This window comes from Propionimicrobium sp. BV2F7 (assembly GCF_000510445.1).
Lineage (GTDB): Bacteria > Actinomycetota > Actinomycetes > Propionibacteriales > Propionibacteriaceae > Propionimicrobium > Propionimicrobium lymphophilum.
Genome location: NZ_AZIS01000002.1, coordinates 123317 through 140710 on the forward strand (window position 1 = coordinate 123317; position 17394 = coordinate 140710).

The window sequence follows — 17394 nt, forward strand, 5'->3', positions numbered from 1 at the left end:
GTTGGCAACGGCGCCAACCGGCAATTTTTTTGAGCCCAAAATCAGGCGTCCTGGCTTTCGATCGAAAGAGCCATATCGTGACGCAAATCAGCGAAAACTTCTTGCCCCTCAATCTTTTCGGCTACCTCGCGGCTGCGCTCGATCAGATCGGAATCCGTCACAACCCGAAGAAGCCGCAGCGCGGATCTGCCGCCGGATTGTTCCGGCCCCATGATGTTGCCCTCACGACGAACCTCAAGATCGTATTCGGCTAGCTGGAAGCCGTCCCTGGTGGCACTAACCCAGTTGAGTCTCTCCAAGGATGGGCTGTCCGGAGCCGAATTCGTCAACAGCAGGCAAAGCCCCGCGTAACCGCCACGCCCGATGCGACCACGAAGCTGATGAAGCTGGGCGACGCCGAACCTGTCCGCATCGATGATGATCATCGCGGAGGCATTAGGCACGTCGACGCCGACCTCGATGACCGTGGTTGAAATCAAAACATCCAGGTTTCCGGCAGCGAAATCGGCCATCACCGTGGCCTTCTTCTCCGCAGGCATTCGCCCGTGCAGTTTGGCCAACCGCAAACCGGCAAGCGGGCCGGCGGATAATTCGTCGAAGACGTCTTCGACGGCCGCGCTGGGCGAAGCCTCGGAACCGGTTGGCAATTCGTCATCAGTCGAGGAGATTCTCGGGCAGACGACGAATGCCTGACGGCCCTTCTCGATTTCCTCGCGCACCCGCTGCCAAACCCTCGGCACCCATCCCGGATTCTGCGCCCTGTTCACAACGGTTGTCTGAATTTCTTGACGTCCAGCAGGCAACTGCCGAAGAGTCGAGACCTCCAGATCGCCGAAGATCGTCATGGCGATAGACCTCGGAATTGGGGTTGCAGTTAGCACCAACGTGTGCGGCCAAAGACCCACCTTGCGCTGCAGGGCTTCACGCTGAGCAACCCCGAAGCGGTGTTGCTCATCGATGACCACCAGGCCGAGGTCTTGGAATTCGGTTGCTGCAGAAATCAGCGCATGGGTGCCAACGACTATCCGGGCCTGTCCGGACGCAATGCGCGACCTCACGGTCTTCGCCTGCGAACCTGCCATCGAACCGGTAAGTAACTCCACATCAAGGCCGAGCGAGCCTAAAAGCTTCGACATCGACTCCGCATGTTGGGTGGCGAGCACCTCCGTTGGGGCCATCAGAACGGCCTGTTTGCCAGCGTCAAGCGCGGCGAGCATGGCACGCAGCGCAACGACCGTCTTGCCCGAACCCACCTCGCCTTGCAGCAGTCGCTGCATGGGAGCTGGCTTGGCCATGTCCGCGAATATCTCTTCACCAACCTTCTGCTGCCCCTCGGTCAGCTCAAAGGGCAATTGGGAATCGAACTTGGCCAGTAACCCGTCGTCTTTCAACTGAATTGGCGCAGCCTCGTTGGCGCGAGTGGCGGCACGCCTATCCGCCATGGCGACCTGCAGCGCGAGAGCCTCGTCGAACTTCAGCCGATACCTTGCGTCGTCGTTTTCGTCCAGATTCTCCGGACGATGGATCTGATTGATTGCCTCGTTAATTTCCATCAGCCCGAGCTCTTTTCTCAGCCCGGCCGGCAGCGGATCCTCCAGACCCACAAGAAGTTCGAGCAAAGCCTCGACGGCGTCCGCGATCAGCCAAGTGCTGGCCGATTTGGTGGCCGGGTAGATGCCGACAAAGCTGGAACGCTGGACCCTATTAACCAACCGAATTTTGTCTTGTTTGCCCTTGCCAATCGGCTTACCCGCCGAATCCAGCATGATGAACTGCGGGTTGGTCATCTGCGGACGGTTCTGCCAGATGCCGACTTTGCCGACGAAAATCCCCGTCTTTCCACCGACCAGTTCTTTATGCCAATAGTCCAGCATGTATTCGCGACCGAAAAACGTCACAGACATTTCGCCGGAACCGCCCAGCAGTGTGCCACTCATGCGCCCCTTTCTAGCGGAGGACCTTGCCCTCGTGCCGGTTTGGGAAGCAATCTCGTCCTGGAAATACGAACGTTGACCGTCGACATACTTCTGCATATTCGAGGCCCTGGCCACCAACGCAACCTCTTCGCCTGGAATCACCTTCGAAAGATCGGTAACCTGCGTGCCCGATAAATAGCGCCTAGGAAAATGGCGCAGCAAATCACCGACCGTCTCCAGCCCCAGGCTAGCTAACGGCTTGGCAGTCTTGCCGCCTAGCACCTCGCTAAGCGGCTCCGCGAAGCGTCTAAACGTCGACAGTCGATAATCTGATTGCACGTCTTAAACTTTAGCCAGCCCCACCGACAATTTTTAACGTCTCCAGGCACAGCAAAAGGCCCACCCCGAAAGGGATGGGCCTTCAAATGCTTAAAATTAGCGCGTGACGCGACCGGCCTTGATGCAGCCAGTGCAGGCGTTCAGACGCTTGTGGGTGCCGTTGACAACCGCACGTACACGCTGGATGTTCGGGTTCCAGCGCCGCGGCGTCTTCTTCTTCGACCAAGGCACATTGTGGCCAAAGCTCGGGCCCTTACCGCAGATTTCACACCTGGCAGCCATGGGAACACTCCTTGCAGCGATTGATAGTTAGAGGCGCCCCTAAAGACGCAACCTGGTTAGCATATCCAGCATCGCGCGCTCACGCAAAACTCGCGCAACACTAAATTGCGATAACCACCGGCACAATCATAGGGCGACGCCTGTAAGTACGCGAAACCCACTTGCCAATGATTCTCCTGGCGATCTGCTGCAGACGGAACGTGTCGTCTTGGCCCTTGTCGAGGGCGTCCTGGATGCCTTCACGAATCTGCTCGGTGACCTCGTCGAAGACGTGCGAGTCCTCGATGAAGCCTCGAGCCGAGACGTCTGGCCCCGCGACTATCGAACTCGTGCGCAAATCGACGGCAGCCACCACCGAGATGAAGCCCTCCTCGCCCAGGATCAGACGATCTGTGAGGCTCGACTCGCTGATGTCGCCCACCGTGGAGCCATCCACGAAGATATAGGACGCGTCGATCTCTCCCCTGGAAACGATCTTCCCGTCGATCAGATCTACGACGTCACCGTCGGCGGCAACAATCACGTTGTCCTCCGGCACGCCGGTGGCGATGGCGAGCTGAGCGTTAGCGTGCAGGTGACGCGGCTCACCGTGAATCGGGATGGCGTTCTTCGGCTGCACCATGTTGTAGGCGTAAAGCAGCTCGCCAGCGCAGGCGTGTCCAGAAACGTGCACGAACGCGTTGCCCTTGTGCACGACGTTCGCGCCAAGCTTGGTGAGCCCATTGATAACTCTCGACACGGCGTTCTCGTTGCCAGGAATCAGCGAGCTGGCCAGCAGCACAGTATCGCCTGGACCGACCTCCAGAACCGGGTGCTCGCGGTTAGCAATTCGGCTCAGCGCGGACAACGGCTCGCCCTGCGAACCGGTGCAGATAACGACTACTTCTTCGTCGCGATATTTATCGATGTCTTTTAGCTCGATCAGCGTCCCGCCCGGCACCTTCAGATAGCCGAGCTCGGCTGCGATGCCCATGTTCTTGACCATCGAACGGCCAACGTAAGCAACCTTGCGACCGTGCTCAACGGCCAAATCCATCACCTGCTGGACGCGGTGAACGTGCGAGGCGAAACAGGCAACGATCAGCTTTTGACGGCTTTCGGCGAAGACCTTCTCCAGCGCCGGCATCAGGTCGCGCTCGCTGCGGGTGAAGCCGGGCACCTCTGCGTTGGTCGAGTCGGCCATGAACACGTCGACGCCGTTTGAGCCTAGTCGGCCAAAGCCGCGAAGGTCCGTGATGCGCCCGTCGAGCGGGAGCTGATCCATCTTGAAGTCGCCGGTCACAAGAACCGTGCCGGCGGCAGTGGAGATATGCACCGCGAGCGCGTCCGGAATCGAGTGGTTGACGGCCAAAAATTCCAGGTCGTAACCGTCGACATGCACGGTGTCGCCCTCATGGATGGTGTGCGGGCGGGCCCCTTTGATCCGGTGTTCACGCAGTTTGGAATCGACCAGAGCCAGCGTCAGCTTGGAGCCATAAAGGGGGATGTCAGGACGCCTGCGCAGCAAGTACGGCACGCCACCGATGTGATCCTCGTGGCCGTGAGTGAGGACGATCGCAACGATGTCCTCCATGCGTTCATTCAGATAGTCGATTCCCGGCAAGATCAAATCAACGCCTGGCTGCCGATCTTCGGGGAAGAGGACACCACAATCGACGATCAAAATTTTGCCGTTGATTTCGAAACAAGTGCAGTTGCGACCGACATCACCGAGGCCGCCCAACGGAATAATCCGAAGTTGATTATCTTCAAGCTTGGGAGGAAGTTTTAGAGCATTCATCAACACTCATTCTACGAACATTCAGAAAAGACGCATCTTAAATCGACACTTAGCTAACTAGCCCACCTAGACTGGCGGGGTGAGAGACAATGAATCAGCTTTCCGCGTCCGTCTCGCGCTGCCCTCAGAGGCTGCGGCGATCGCCGATCTCCAACTCGCGCAAATGCGCTCCGATCCCCAGTTAGCTGCGGCATCTGCAAATTTAAACCTAGAAGAGATGCAGGAGGCCTGGCGAAAGGCGATCTCCACTCCCCCGCTTGCCACCTACAGGGTGCTGGTGGCTCTCGCAGGCGAAGTCGTAGCAGGTTTCGCGGCCATCGGCCCCGCCGACGATCCTGATTCCGAGGACTCCGACGCTGTTGTCACAGAATTTCGAGTCATCGAGGAAGACGGCCACGCAGACCGGCTGCTGCACGCCGTCGTCGACACCCTACGAATTGACGGCTTCGAACGTGTCACCTGGTGGATTCCGAGCACAGACGACGAGCTGCGCACCTGGCTGACGGAAACCGGCTGGGCACCCGATGGCGCACACGAAGAGGTTGGAGATCAAAAAGGCAACCACCTGCGTCTGATCAGGATGCACACCGCTCTCGACTAGCCAGGTCGCAACCAAAACTGCAACATTCATGTGGCGTTAGCAGGTATTAGGCGACTATCGTTACCCCTAGCAACCAGCGATGGAGGGTTTATGTTCAAAAATGCCGACGAACTACAGGCATATCTGAAGGAAGAGAACATCGAAAACGTCGATGTCCGTTTCTGTGATCTACCCGGAGTAATGCAGCACTTCACGGTGCCCGCCAGCGAGATCGACCAGAAAGTTTTCGAGCAGGGATTAGCCTTCGACGGTTCGTCGGTGGAGGGCTTCGCGACCATCGACAAGTCCGACATGACCCTGCTGCCCGACACGGATTCCGCCTACATCGATCCGTTCCGCAAGGTTAAGACGCTGGTCATGAACTTCTTCGTGCAGGATCCGCTGACCGCCGAACCGTTCAGCCGCGACCCACGAAACGTTGCCCGCAAGGCCCAGAACTACCTGAAGACCACCGGCATCGCAGACACCGCGTACCTTGCCCCTGAAGCCGAGTTCTACGTTTTCGACGACGTGCGCTACGAAAACAACGGGCACACCTCCTTCTACTCGGTCGATTCCGAGTCCGCAGGCTGGAACTCGGCACGCGTCGAGGAGCGCGGCAACCTGGGTTACAAGGTTCGCCAGAAGGGCGGCTACTTCCCCGTTGCACCCGCCGACCACTACGGTGACTTGCGCGACTACATGGTTCAACTCTGCCAGGCCGCGGGCCTGAAGATCGAGCGTTCGCACCACGAGGTTGGCGCCGCCGGCCAGGCCGAGATCAACTGGCGCTTCGACGAGCTGCTGAAGAGCGCGGACAACATGATGCTTTTCAAGTATCTCTCCAAGAACGCCGGCAAGGAACTTGGCAAGACCGTAACCTTCATGCCCAAGCCTGTTTTCGGCGACAACGGTTCCGGCATGCACGTGCACAGCTCGCTGTGGGCCGACGGCAAGCCGCTGTTCTTCGACGAGACCAACTACGGTCAGCTTTCCGACATTGCTCGCTGGTACATCGGCGGCCTGCTGAAACACGGCCCTGCGCTGTTGGCCTTCACTAACCCGACCATCAACAGCTATCGCCGCCTGGTTCCGGGCTTCGAGGCACCTGTCAACCTGGTTTACTCGGCCTCCAACCGTTCGGCCTGCATCCGCATCCCGCTGACCGGCCCCGACCCGAGGGCAAAACGAGTCGAGTTCCGCTGCCCCGACCCGTCAGCTAACCCGTATTTGGCGTTCGCCGCGATTTTGCTCGCCGGCATCGACGGCATCCAGAACCGCATCGAGCCTGCCGATCCGATCGACAAAGACCTCTACGAGCTGCCTCCGGAGGAGCACGAACAGGTCGCTCAGGTTCCCGCATCACTGGGCGAGGCGCTCGACGAACTCGACAAGAACCGCGATTTCCTGCTCGCCGGTGACGTCTTCACCGAAGATCTCATCGACATCTGGATCAAGATGAAGCGCAGGGAGATCTCTGACATGCAGCAGCGTCCGCACCCCTACGAGTTCGAGTTGTACTACCAGATCTAAATAATCTCGATCAGCTTTTATGCCTCCTGGCCCTCTGCCAGGGGGCATAAAATTTTATTGTCCGAATTGACGAGTGAATCTAGAGGTTTACAACCCGAACCGGCGGGCGATCGCGTCAGGAATCAGCTTGAACACTGCCATCACAGCGCCGAATATCCTTGGCACTCGAATCATGCGCTTGTTCTTTTTCAGCGCGTCTACGACACGGTCTGCGACGTGCTCGGGCGAGGAGGTGAGCGGCACCTGCTTGTGCCCAGAGACCATTCGGGTCGAGACGACTCCAGGGCGCACGACCAGAACCTGGATTTCGTCGCCAAGTGCGTCCCCGAGCTTTCGGTAGTACGCGTCCATGCCGGCCTTGGTTGCGCCGTACACGAAGTTGGAACGACGAACACGCTCCCCTGCTACCGAGCTGATTGCGACGATCTTTCCCCTGCTACCAGCAATTTTTTCTTGGGTATTCATCGCCTCTGCGAGCAGCGCACCGACGCTCAGCGCCGCGGTGAAATTAACCTGTGCGAGTTGGACCGTCTCCGAGTGGTCTCGCCAGGTTTCTTCGTCGCCCAGAACACCGAACGCGACGACGGCGAGATCGACTCGAGTCTTGAAAGCTTCCCAGATCACCTTGGGGTGCGAGGCAATATCGGTGGCATCGAAATCGATCGTCTCGACTTCGATCGAGCTCGCCTCGAATTGCGCCACCGCCTGTTCGATGTGGCTAGATCCTGGGCGCGCAGCCAAGATCGCCGTGCTTGGCGAGCCCTTCGCCGCCCGTTTAGCTATCGCGACCCCGATCTGACTTGCTCCGCCGAGCACCAAAATCTTCACTTTCTACCCCAGAACTCTCGCTCGACGACCTTATCTGCGAGCCTAGCCGTGCGTTCCCACTTCCCGATGAGCGTGGACGACTCGCCTCGCCCGTAGCCCAGGAGCATGCCCATTGCTGCGATATCTCGGTAGTCGCCGGGAAGGAGATCCGAAGCCCTGCCCCGTACTAGCATCGCGCTATTTCGAAGTTCGGAAGCCAACGTCCAGGCCTCGGCGAGATGGTGTGCATCATCAGGATTTATCAGTCCGGCGTCTGTCGCGGCTTGCAGCGCAGGCAGCGTACCCGTCACCCTGAGCTCTTCCACATCGGCGGCCTTTTGCATCTGGACGAGTTGAACCGTCCACTCGATGTCGCTCAACCCACCTGGCCCAAGCTTCAAATTTCGCTGGGCGTTTCGACCCGCACGCTCGGTCTCCATTCTTGCCTTCAGCCTGCGGATCGCCGTCACCTGCTTGTCGCTCAGCCCACCTTCCGGCCACCTGAGCGGGTTGATGAACTGCAGCAGTTCGTCGACCAAGGCCTCGTCGCCCGCACCGTATCTGGCCCGGACCAACGCCTGCGCCTCCCAAGTGTCACTCCACTTGTCGTAGTAGGCCTGATAGCTGCCCACAGTGCGCACCATCGCGCCTTTTCTACCCTCGGGACGAAGCCCAAGGTCAATCTCCAGCGACGGGTCGGGGCCGGGCGCATTAAGTATTTTGCGCGCGGTCGCGATTACCCTGCCGGCGGCAGAAATCTGTTCGCTGTCGGCATCGTTGCCGACCACCACCATGGCATCAACGTCTGAAGCGTAGCTCAGCTCCCCACCGCCCCAGCGTCCCATGGCGACAATGCCTATCGGTACGTCGACGTCCTCGACCCGCCTAGCAATGTCAAGGGCGGCCTCGATCGTGGCGTCGGCGAGATCGGACAACCCGCGACCGAGAGCCTCAAGGTCGATAATGCCCAAGACGTCACCGACCGCAAGCCTGAACAGCTCCCTCCTGCGCAGCGCACGAACGGCCGCGGCAGAATCCTCCGGCTTGCGATGCCGATTCGCCGCCATCAGCATCGACGGGACGAGATCCTCTCGCGCCCTCGGCACCAAGAGAGAATCGTCCGACAAGAATTGAACCATCGAGGCGTCCCTGCGCAGCAAATCACTGGCGTACCGGCTTGCCGAGAGAATCTTAGCGAGTCGTTCCGCCATGGAACCTTCGTCGCGCAGCGCTCGCAGATACCAGCTCGTCTTGCCCATGTCCTCGCTCAGTCTGCGGAACGACAAAATGCCAAGATCCGGGTTCGGGCCCTCGCTGAACCACTGCAGCATGGCTGGCAGCAGCTGCCGCTGGATCTCTGCGGCCCTGGTGAAGCCCTCCGTCAGCGCCTCGATATGGCCGAGCGCAGCCTTGGCGTCCGAGAAGCCGAGCGCCCACAGCCTGTCTTGCGCGGCCTTCGCCGAAAGCCGCAGAGAATCCGTGCTGAGCTTGCTCACCGCATCCAAAAGCGGCGAATAGAAAACCCTCTGCTGCAGGCGAAGGACGGTCCTAGTTGAAGACTTCCAATCCTCGAACAGCGCCTTGCCAGATTCAGAGCCCACCTGCCTGGCCAACCGCCCCAGCGATTCCTCGTCGGTGGGCATCAGATGAGTTCTGCGAAGCCTGAATAGCTGCTCACGATGCTCTAAAACCCTGGCGAATTTGTAGGCGCGCTCGAGCATGGCACCGTCAACCCTGCCGATGTAGCCGTGTTCGACGAGCGCCCTTAGCGCAGGCAGCGTGCCCCTCTGGCGAAGCCTTTCGTCAGCCCGGCCGTGAACTAGCTGCAAAAGCTGGACGGTGAATTCGACATCTCGCAGCCCTCCTGAACCGAGTTTAATTTCCCGCAAGCGATGGCGCTCGGGAATGTTATCTACCACTCGTTTACGCATGGCCTGCATTTGGGTAATGAAGTTTTCTTGGCCGCCGGCCTGCCAAACCTTTTCGTAGACGATGTCGCAGAATTTCTGGGCCAGATCCATGTCGCCGGCCTGGGGACGAGCCTTCAGCATGGCCTGGAATTCCCAATTTTCCGCCCATTTTTCGTAGTAGGCCTGGCACGACTCCAGGGTGCGAACCAGCGGCCCCGACTTACCCTCGGGACGAAGCGCAGCGTCCAACTGCCAGATCGATCCGGTGCTAGTGAACTCAGAGCAGACCCTCGACGCCGCCCCCGCCCATTTGCTGGCGATCTGCATCGCCTCACTCACGGAGGCATCGCCGGCAGGTTCAGCGACGAAGATAACGTCTACGTCAGAAAGGTAATTGAGTTCCTGACCGCCGCACTTGCCCATGGCGACGACACCCAGCCTGACCTTCTCCCAGTCGGGCACAAATTCCTTCGCCACCTCCAGGGCGCCCTCGACGACCGCGTCGGCAAGATCTGCCAGCTCTGCTGCCACGTCCTCGAGGATCTCCAGGGGCTCCTTCTCGATGAGGTCGCGCGCCGCGATGCGTAGCAGCTCCCACTTGTTGGCCAGCCTCAGCCTGTCGATTGGGGCGTGACTGCCATCGTCGGTGGCTACAGCTTTTGCGAGTCTCTCGGCGATCTTTTTGGACCTGACCGGTTCGACGAAAAATGCGTCTAGCTGGTCGGGGTGCGCGCGAAGATGAAGATTCAGCGCCTCACTTCCGCCCAACACGGCGATCAGCCGGGATCGTGCACCATCGTCCTGCCAGACCTCACGGAGCTTTTCTGGGGCAGTTTGGGCCAGGGCCGCGACACCCGCCAGAGCCAAATCGGGCACCGCGCCAAGCGCGATTTCGCCCGGGTCGAAGCTAACTTGTGGAAGCACGTCGACGACTTCGTCAAAAAGTTTTATCGCAGCCGACACGTTTACGAAGCCGAGCCTGGCGAATTCGCCCGCGGCAGTATTCAACCGATCCATTAGCTTTCCCTTTAGTGCCTTGGTTTTTCAATTGTAGTTAGCGCGCAATGGCTAGTCAGACGAGATAACATTAACGAATCGAAGCAGTTGAAATAATTCTCTAGACGTTAACCGAATTGTTACGAAACTGCGACATTACATTTTTATTTTTAGAGGGTGACACTATTGGCAGCGCGAGCAAAAGCAGCCTTGGAGCGGGTTGCCGATACCTTCTGCCTGCAACTCGCAGAAGTCGCCAATAGCGGCCGCTGCGAAGCCAAGGAAGCCGCCACTCTCCTATACATGGCAAACACCTGCCTGTTGTCGCTAAACAATCCGACCTCCGGCTCTCCCGGAACGCTTAGCGATCACCTTTACCAAAGGGGGCTGCAATCCGATGCCACTCAGGAGAGCATCGAAGAATTGGCAGCAACCACCACATCGGTATTACTCCGTCAGCTCGCCCCGCTGAGCGGCGACCTGCTCTCGACGATAAACGATAGTTCGCTACCGAACACCGTTAATACTCAGTACGGCATCGCTAGGCTGATGGACTATCTGCGCGCCAACATCATCGAACTTTGCGTGCTCATTTACAGCGCGGGCGAAACCCCGACCAGGCAGCTGCTTGGGGAGGCCATCCGGGCGCTACTGTCCGTGCTTGCAGAGCGCTACCCAGGACAATCCATTGAGGTTAGGGTCCCGCCATACTCGGCTGTCCAGGTCGGGGCGTTCGGCGACGGCCCAACCCACCGGCGCGGCACACCGCCCAACGTCGTAGAGACGGACGCGAAAACCTTCCTGGCGCTTGCCACCGGGCTGGACGATTGGGACCGTGTCTTCTCTTCCGGCAGGCTTTCCGTCTCCGGAGCGCACGCCGACGAGACGGAACGGATGCTGCCTATCTACCAGGTTCGCCCCTAGACCCTGCCCAGCATCGTGGCCAACTCGTGGCGGGTAACCTGCGAGCGATAGGCGTCGAACTCAGCCTTCTTGTTTCGCAGGAAGTAGTCGAAGACGTGCTCGCCGAGGGTGTCTGCAACCAGTTCGCTCTTTTCCATCAGGTCGATCGCCGACCCCAAACTGCGGGGCAGATTTTCGATGCCCATCGCCTGACGTTCGCGCTCGCTGAACGACCAGACGTCGTCCTCAGACTCATCAGGCAGCGGTAGCTCGCGCTCGATGCCGTCGAGGCCAGCGTTGAGCAACAGGGCGAACGCTAGATACGGGTTCGTCGCTGAGTCCAGGCAGCGATATTCGATTCGTGCCGAGCTAGCCTTCTGCGGCTTGAACAGCGGTACGCGCACCAAAGCGGAACGGTTGCTGCGTCCCCATGAGACGTAGTTGGGCGCCTCCCCGCCCCAGTTCAACCGCTTGTACGAGTTCACCCACTGGTTGGTGACAGCGGTGATCTCGCGAGCGTGCGCCAGCAGTCCGGCGACGAAGTGCTTGCCGATCTTACTTAGGCGAACCTCATCGGCCGCGTCGTAGAAGGCGTTGGTATCGCCCTCGAAGAGGCTCATGTGGGTGTGCATTCCGGATCCAGGCTGATCCGTGAATGGCTTCGGCATGAACGACGCGTGGATGCCCTGCTGGGCCGCAACCTCCTTCAGCACGACGCGGAACGTCATAATGTTGTCGCTCATGGTTAGGGCATCTGCGTAGCGCAGGTCGATCTCGTGCTGGCCGGGCGCGCCCTCGTGGTGGCTGAACTCCACCGAGATGCCGAGCTGCTCGAGCATCTCGATGGCTACGCTGCGGAATTCGGTGCCCTCGTCCATGATCGTGTGGTCGAAGTAGCCGCCTGCATCAAGCGGGGTTGGCACCTCACCGGGGATGACTGGTTCGCGGAAAAGGAAGAACTCGATCTCCGGGTGCAGGTAGAAGGTAAAGCCCATGTCCGCTGCCCGGTTCATGGCCCGCTTGAGCACGTTTCGGGGGTCGGAAAGCGCAGGCGAGCCGTCCGGCATCAAAATGTCGCAAAACATTCTCGCCGTCGGGGCGTTCTTGCGCCAGGGCAGTATCTGGAAGCTCGCGGTATCTGGGTGAGCGATCATGTCCGCCTCGAAAATTCGGGCGAAGCCCTCGATCGCAGAACCATCGAAACCGATGCCTTCGGCGAGCGCGCTCTCCAACTCTGCGGGCGAGATAGCCACGGATTTCAAGAATCCGAGCACGTCCGTGAACCACAGGCGGATGAATTGAACATCGTGCTCGGCGACCGAGCGCAGCACATATTCGGTTTGACGATCCATGATCTCTAGTTTGCCATTCGCGCTGAGCATCGACCATAGAATTGCAATATGCGAAATCAGCAGGTTCCCGCAGGCTGGTACCCCGACCCGGATGGGCGTGGCGAGCGTTATTGGGATGGAACGTCTTGGACTTCGATGTCCCGCAACTCAATCCGTCCGAACTGGAACTTGGTGATCGTCCTTATCGCTGTGCTTTGCGCGATCGGACTAGTGATCTGGCTTATCGGTTCCGGACCAACTAGGTCCAAGCCTTCCTCCCCCGTCGTGGAAGACACGAACAGCTCCAAGCCAACCATCTCCGGTTGGGACGAAAAATCTCCTCCCACCGAGGAATCTCCTTCGCCCGACCAAAGCATGATCGCCTGCCCATATACGGCTGTCTCTCGAGACATCGACTACCCAAATGATTCCAGGCTGCACGGCGGAAACCTGAGCATCGAAAAGATCCCCGGCTGGGGCAGCCACATGTTCCATTTGCCTTGGATTTCGGACCTGCAAAGCCAATACGACGCGGTTTCTAACGGGTGGATGTCGAACATGGCCGTTGGCGCAGTGAACACCGTCGACGGTTTCACGGATATGGCCACCACGGCTAGGCAGTCTGCAGAATGCGTGTCCACCTCGGGTTACTATTACGGCGTCACCGGGGTCGAGACCATTAAGGACGCGGCCTACAACGTAGGTGCCTTCAGCGGCTGGATTTACCAGATGAACGTTCGGATCAGCGAGCCCAGGGAGCTGCCTGGGATCCCCGGTGACACGGTCACCGTCATTGTCATCGACACTGGCGATCCCGAGAGCATGGGCATCTTCATAAGCTGCATCACCATCGGCGACGGGCCCCGGGCGAAGCTGGTGGCCGATGCGCTGACCACATTGCGTGTGGATCGCTAGTAGTCTTGTGCTTGTGAGTTCTCCAGTAAAGCCTTATGCAGTTAGTCCGCTCCGTCACGTTCCTGGTTCGGTGCAAAAGCCGGACTATGTCGGAGTGATGGCCAGGGAAACCTACGACGGCCCTGACGTGATGGATGAAGAAACCATCGAGAAGATGAAGATTGCTGGCCGCATCGCTGCGGACGCAATCTTGGTTGCAGCAGCCGAAATCCAGCCCGGCGTGACCACCGATCATCTTGATAAGGTCGCCCACGAGTTCATGTGCGACAACGGCGCCTACCCGTCTTCTCTGCAGTATCAGGGTTTCCCCAAGAGCATCTGTTCGTCGGTTAACGAGGTGATCTGCCACGGCATCCCCGATGCTCGCCCGCTCGAGGACGGCGACCTGGTTAAGCTCGACGTCACCGCCTTTATCCATGGTGTGCACGGCGACAACTGCGCAACCTTCTTCTGTGGCGACGTCGACGAGGAGTCTCGCCTGCTGACCGAGCGCACCCAGAACGCGATGAACCGAGGCATCAAGGCGGTCGCTCCGGGCAGGCGCTTCAACGTTATCGGCAAAGTCATTCAGGCGTACGCTGACCGCTTTGGCTACGACTCTGTGCGCGAATACACCGGCCACGGTGTGCACACCGCATTCCACTCTGGCCTGATTGTGCTGCACTACGATGAACCGACACCCCTGCCGGTCATCAAGCCAGGCATGACGTTCACCATTGAGCCGATGCTCACCCTAGGCAGCGCACGCACCGAGCAGTGGGATGACGGTTGGACCGTCGTCACACAGGACAAGTCGCGTTGCGCTCAGTTCGAGCAGACGATGGTTGCCCGCGAAAATGGCGTCGAGATCTTGACCTTGCCGAGCACGGGTGAGCCAATCACCGGCGGCCGCGTCACCCAGAAGGAAAAGGACGCGATCGGGATTTAATTATTGAGTCGTTTTTGGCTCGTCTAAGAACCCAAAACGACTCAATAGCTACTACTTCATTTCCTCTACTTTTAATGTGCTGGCCACACGCTTAGTGCGGATCTTAATTTCTTTAATGACACCAATTGCGGTGCATTCGTCAGGTGCGTCTTTACGCGTTCCCTGCACGAATTTCACCTTCAGCAGGCCTTCACTCTCCGCACTGCCGGTGGCCACGTAATAGCAACGTTCGTCGCCAGTGGTCACCTTAAACGTGATTGTGTGGTCATCGGTAACGCTGTAGCTATCCCAGGGAATATTTTGTCTGGACTTAAAATCGCTGTGCTCCGATTCCGAAGAACAGGCGCTGAGGGAACCAACTAGACACACCGCAACTACCAGGTTAATTAAGCTGCTGAGACTAATACCTTTACGAGACCGCATGGGACGAATATTAACAAGCGCCAGCTAGAAACAACCGTCCCGCACCACAGATACCTAATCAGCAGCCGAAATCTGAACTTTTCAGGTGGATATGAGGCAAGTTATTTCTCCTAGTCGAGCATCGCATAATAAGCTTCTAAACAGTCTGGCTCGAAAGGGAGTTAATCATGGCCGAAGCAGCTAGCACGTCGTTCGACGACACGAATAACGCCTTGCACGTTTCAAACAGTGCCGACAAGTCCAAGGCGGGCGGCAAGCTGAAGAAGTCTCTTCACGCCAGGCACCTAAACATGATTGCCATTGGCGGCGCAATCGGCACCGGCCTGTTCTTGGCATCCGGTGGCACCATCGCCGGGGCAGGCCCGGGCGGCGCGCTCCTGGCATATGGCGCAATCGGCGTCATGGTCTACTTCCTGATGCAGTCTCTGGGAGAGATGGCTACTTACTGCCCAGCTTCCGGAGCCTTCGAGGTATACGCCAGCCGTTATGTCTCCAAGTCCTTCGGCTTCGCGCAGGGCTGGAACTATTGGTACAACTGGGCGATCACCGTCGCCGCGGAATTGGTGGCGGCCGCGATCGTCATGCAGTACTGGGTGCCCGCAGACGTTGTTCCGCCGTGGATCTGGTCGGCCGGATTCCTGGCGTTCCTGTTCATTCTCAACGCGTTTACCGTTCGAGGATTCGGCGAGTCCGAGTTCTGGTTCGCCGCGATCAAAGTGATCGCGGTCATCGCATTCCTGATTCTGGGCGTGCTCATGATCTTCGGAATTTTGGGCGGGCCCTCCCCTGGCTTCGGCAACTGGGCGATCGGCGAGGCACCGTTCGTCAACGGTTTCTGGGGCATCATGGGCGTCTTCATGATCGCCGGTTTCTCGTTCCAGGGCACCGAGATGATCGGCATCGCAGCGGGCGAAACCGACGAGCCGGAAAAGAACGTCCCGAGGGCAACCAGAGCCGTGTTCTACCGCATCCTGCTGTTCTACATCGGCGCCATCGCCGTCATCGGTTTCCTGCTGCCCTACACCGAGCCGTCCCTGCTGCAGTCAGCGACCGCAGACACCTCAACCGCCGAGGGCCTGACACAGGCGGTCACCACCTCGCCGTTCACTCTGGTATTCGAGCGTGCCGGTATCGCCGGAGCTTCCGCGGTGATGAACGCGATCATCCTCACTTCCATCCTGTCCGCTGGCAACTCTGGCGTGTACGTTTCGACGCGCATGCTCTACGCCCTCGCTAAGGAACGCAAAGCTCCGAAGTTGTTCGCGAAAGTCACCAAGCACGGCGTTCCGCTGGCCGCTCTGATCGCCACCTGCCTGGTTGGTGCCGCTTGCTTCGCCACGTCGAGGATCGGGTCCGGAACCGTATACGTCTGGCTAGTTAACGCTTCTGGCCTGGCGGGCTTCATCACCTGGATGGGCATCGCCTGGTCGCACTACAAGTTCCGCCGGGCATTCCGAGCGCAAGGCCACGACCTCTCCGAGCTGCCGTTCAAGGCCCCCTGGTACCCGGCCGGCCCGCTGATCGCACTGGGCATGTGCGCGGTGGTGGTCGTTGGTCAGTCGTTAGACATCATCCGCAGCGACTTCTCGTTCCTGCAGTTCTTCAGCATCTACCTCGGACTCTTCTTGTTCCTTGGCATCTGGATCGGCCACAAGATCGTTACGCGGTCCCCGAAGGTCCACCCGCAAGACGCAGACCTTTCCAGGCACGCCTAAAACAGAAGCAAAGCGAGCCCGTACGCACCAACGCCACCAACGATAGAGATCAGCATCTGGTGGCGCCAAAGGTGCAGCGCTGCGGTGACGACGATGCCGATTACGGCCGGCACCAAGCCGTCGTCGACGATGCCAGAGAACGAATAGACGACGAGAATCACCATCACGCCAACCGGCATTAGCCGCCCCAGTGTGTTTAATGTCTCGTTGTCGGCGAGCCACGCGCGCACGACGAACGGGGTCAGCCTCAGTCCGAAAGTGCCGGCAAACATGATCGCGATGAGGATCCAGGTGTGCGCGTTGATCTCGAGTTGTGCGGGAATCATTTCAGCCACCTTCCGCCTACCACCGAGATGACCGCATATGCCGTCATCGCGCCTACCATCATGTAATCGGGTATTAAGAGTTGGGCGGCTACCCCGCATACCAGGGCGATCGAGAACAATAAGGCAGGCTGCCGGGCAGTTTCCAGGGCCTCGATCGAGAGCACAACGAATAGCGCGGTCAGAGCAAACCCCATCCAGGAAAGATCCCAAGGAAGCTTTGAGCCGACGACTGCGCCCAGAGTCGTTCCAAATACCCAGTACAAGTGGCAGAAAAGCTCAGTAAGAATTATTCGTTTGCCGCTGAAATCCTTCGCGCTTGGACGGCTAAGTAAAGCCCAGGCCTCGTCCGTCAGCGCATGCACAGCGTATGGCCTAGCCGCAGGATTAACCTGCCGAATCGGGACGGAAAGGCCATAGAAAATGTGCCGGAAACTGACGAAGAAAGTTGTCAAAGCGGTATTAAAGAAAGATGCTCCGCCGGTGATCAGCCCGACAGCAATGAACTCCATCGAACCCGAATAGATGATCATTGCGGTTATAGTCGCCAACCACCAAGGAAACCCTTGGCTGACCGCGAATAACCCGAACGCTATTCCCAGGGGCACGTAGCCCAAGCCAATCGGCAACGTTTCTCGCACGGCAAGCCGCAAATCAGTAGTCGCCATGCTGCACAATCATAAATACGTCCTAGCCATAGCTTCGGACGCTTC

General features: G+C 58.8%; 15 protein-coding genes. 6 read left to right on the top strand and 9 right to left on the bottom strand.

All coding sequences use genetic code 11. The annotated features are described in order from the left end of the window. Nucleotides 1-41 precede the first annotated feature (41 nt). From HMPREF1255_RS00670 to HMPREF1255_RS00680, 3 genes are all read right to left on the bottom strand, one after another. Nucleotides 42-2255, bottom strand: a complete 2214-nt coding sequence (locus HMPREF1255_RS00670; RefSeq protein ID WP_024110427.1) for an ATP-dependent DNA helicase RecG — start codon at nt 2253-2255, stop codon at nt 42-44. A gap of 96 nt (nt 2256-2351) precedes the next feature. Further along, nucleotides 2352-2537 carry a 50S ribosomal protein L28 gene (gene rpmB, locus HMPREF1255_RS00675; protein WP_016455519.1) on the bottom strand — a complete coding sequence of 62 codons (186 nt, stop codon included), beginning with the start codon at nt 2535-2537 and terminating at the stop codon, nt 2352-2354. 100 nt (nt 2538-2637) lie between these two features. After that, nucleotides 2638-4317, bottom strand: a complete 1680-nt coding sequence (locus tag HMPREF1255_RS00680; RefSeq protein ID WP_016455518.1) for a ribonuclease J — start codon at nt 4315-4317, stop codon at nt 2638-2640. A 79-nt stretch (nt 4318-4396) separates the two neighbouring features. On the opposite strand from HMPREF1255_RS00680, the gene HMPREF1255_RS00685 reads away from it, so the two are divergent. Together HMPREF1255_RS00685 and glnA are read left to right on the top strand one after the other, a co-directional pair. Beyond that, nucleotides 4397-4918 (top strand): GNAT family N-acetyltransferase, encoded by a 522-nt coding sequence (locus HMPREF1255_RS00685; protein WP_024110432.1) that lies wholly within the window; start codon nt 4397-4399, stop codon nt 4916-4918. Between the two features lie 90 nt (nt 4919-5008). Beyond that, on the top strand, nt 5009-6430 hold the full coding sequence (glnA, locus tag HMPREF1255_RS00690; protein ID WP_024110421.1) for a type I glutamate--ammonia ligase: 1422 nt from the start codon (nt 5009-5011) through the stop codon (nt 6428-6430). A gap of 87 nt (nt 6431-6517) precedes the next feature. On the opposite strand, the gene HMPREF1255_RS00695 is transcribed toward glnA, so the two are convergent. Further along, entirely contained in the window at nt 6518-7258 is a 741-nt protein-coding gene (locus tag HMPREF1255_RS00695; protein ID WP_024110482.1) for a decaprenylphospho-beta-D-erythro-pentofuranosid-2-ulose 2-reductase, read from the bottom strand. After that, a complete protein-coding gene (locus HMPREF1255_RS00700) occupies nt 7255-10164 on the bottom strand; it encodes a bifunctional [glutamine synthetase] adenylyltransferase/[glutamine synthetase]-adenylyl-L-tyrosine phosphorylase (protein ID WP_024110415.1) in 2910 nt (969 codons plus the stop codon). The genes HMPREF1255_RS00695 and HMPREF1255_RS00700 overlap by 4 nt, the downstream gene beginning before the upstream one ends. A gap of 165 nt (nt 10165-10329) precedes the next feature. Here HMPREF1255_RS00700 and HMPREF1255_RS10015 point away from each other — a divergent pair, with 165 nt between their 5' ends. Then, complete coding sequence (locus HMPREF1255_RS10015) at nt 10330-11067, top strand: sterol carrier family protein (protein WP_024110389.1); 738 nt, start codon at nt 10330-10332, stop codon at nt 11065-11067. On the opposite strand, the gene HMPREF1255_RS00710 is transcribed toward HMPREF1255_RS10015, so the two are convergent. Further along, complete coding sequence (locus HMPREF1255_RS00710) at nt 11064-12398, bottom strand: glutamine synthetase family protein (protein WP_028821936.1); 1335 nt, start codon at nt 12396-12398, stop codon at nt 11064-11066. The two genes, HMPREF1255_RS10015 and HMPREF1255_RS00710, sit on opposite strands and share 4 nt — an antisense overlap. Nucleotides 12399-12446: 48 nt before the next feature. Between HMPREF1255_RS00710 and HMPREF1255_RS00715 the strand changes: the two genes are divergently transcribed. Both HMPREF1255_RS00715 and map read left to right on the top strand, forming a co-directional pair. Further along, complete coding sequence (locus tag HMPREF1255_RS00715; RefSeq protein ID WP_024110449.1) at nt 12447-13292, top strand: DUF2510 domain-containing protein; 846 nt, start codon at nt 12447-12449, stop codon at nt 13290-13292. A 7-nt stretch (nt 13293-13299) separates the two neighbouring features. Then, a complete protein-coding gene (gene map / locus HMPREF1255_RS00720; protein ID WP_051394949.1) occupies nt 13300-14220 on the top strand; it encodes a type I methionyl aminopeptidase in 921 nt (306 codons plus the stop codon). A 51-nt stretch (nt 14221-14271) separates the two neighbouring features. On the opposite strand, the gene HMPREF1255_RS00725 is transcribed toward map, so the two are convergent. Then, complete coding sequence (locus tag HMPREF1255_RS00725; RefSeq protein WP_155948413.1) at nt 14272-14643, bottom strand: hypothetical protein; 372 nt, start codon at nt 14641-14643, stop codon at nt 14272-14274. 290 nt (nt 14644-14933) lie between these two features. Here HMPREF1255_RS00725 and HMPREF1255_RS00730 point away from each other — a divergent pair, with 290 nt between their 5' ends. Continuing rightward, a complete protein-coding gene (locus tag HMPREF1255_RS00730) occupies nt 14934-16358 on the top strand; it encodes an amino acid permease (RefSeq protein WP_231376331.1) in 1425 nt (474 codons plus the stop codon). Here the strand turns inward: HMPREF1255_RS00730 and HMPREF1255_RS00735 are convergent. Both HMPREF1255_RS00735 and HMPREF1255_RS00740 read right to left on the bottom strand, forming a co-directional pair. Further along, nucleotides 16355-16684 carry a branched-chain amino acid transporter permease gene (locus HMPREF1255_RS00735; RefSeq protein WP_016455507.1) on the bottom strand — a complete coding sequence of 110 codons (330 nt, stop codon included), beginning with the start codon at nt 16682-16684 and terminating at the stop codon, nt 16355-16357. The two genes, HMPREF1255_RS00730 and HMPREF1255_RS00735, sit on opposite strands and share 4 nt — an antisense overlap. Beyond that, the gene (locus tag HMPREF1255_RS00740; RefSeq protein WP_024110484.1) at nt 16681-17349 is read right to left on the bottom strand and encodes an AzlC family ABC transporter permease; all 669 of its coding nucleotides are present in this window, start codon (nt 17347-17349) and stop codon (nt 16681-16683) included. Before HMPREF1255_RS00740 ends, HMPREF1255_RS00735 begins: the two co-directional genes overlap by 4 nt. Between the last annotated feature and the right edge of the window lie 45 nt (nt 17350-17394).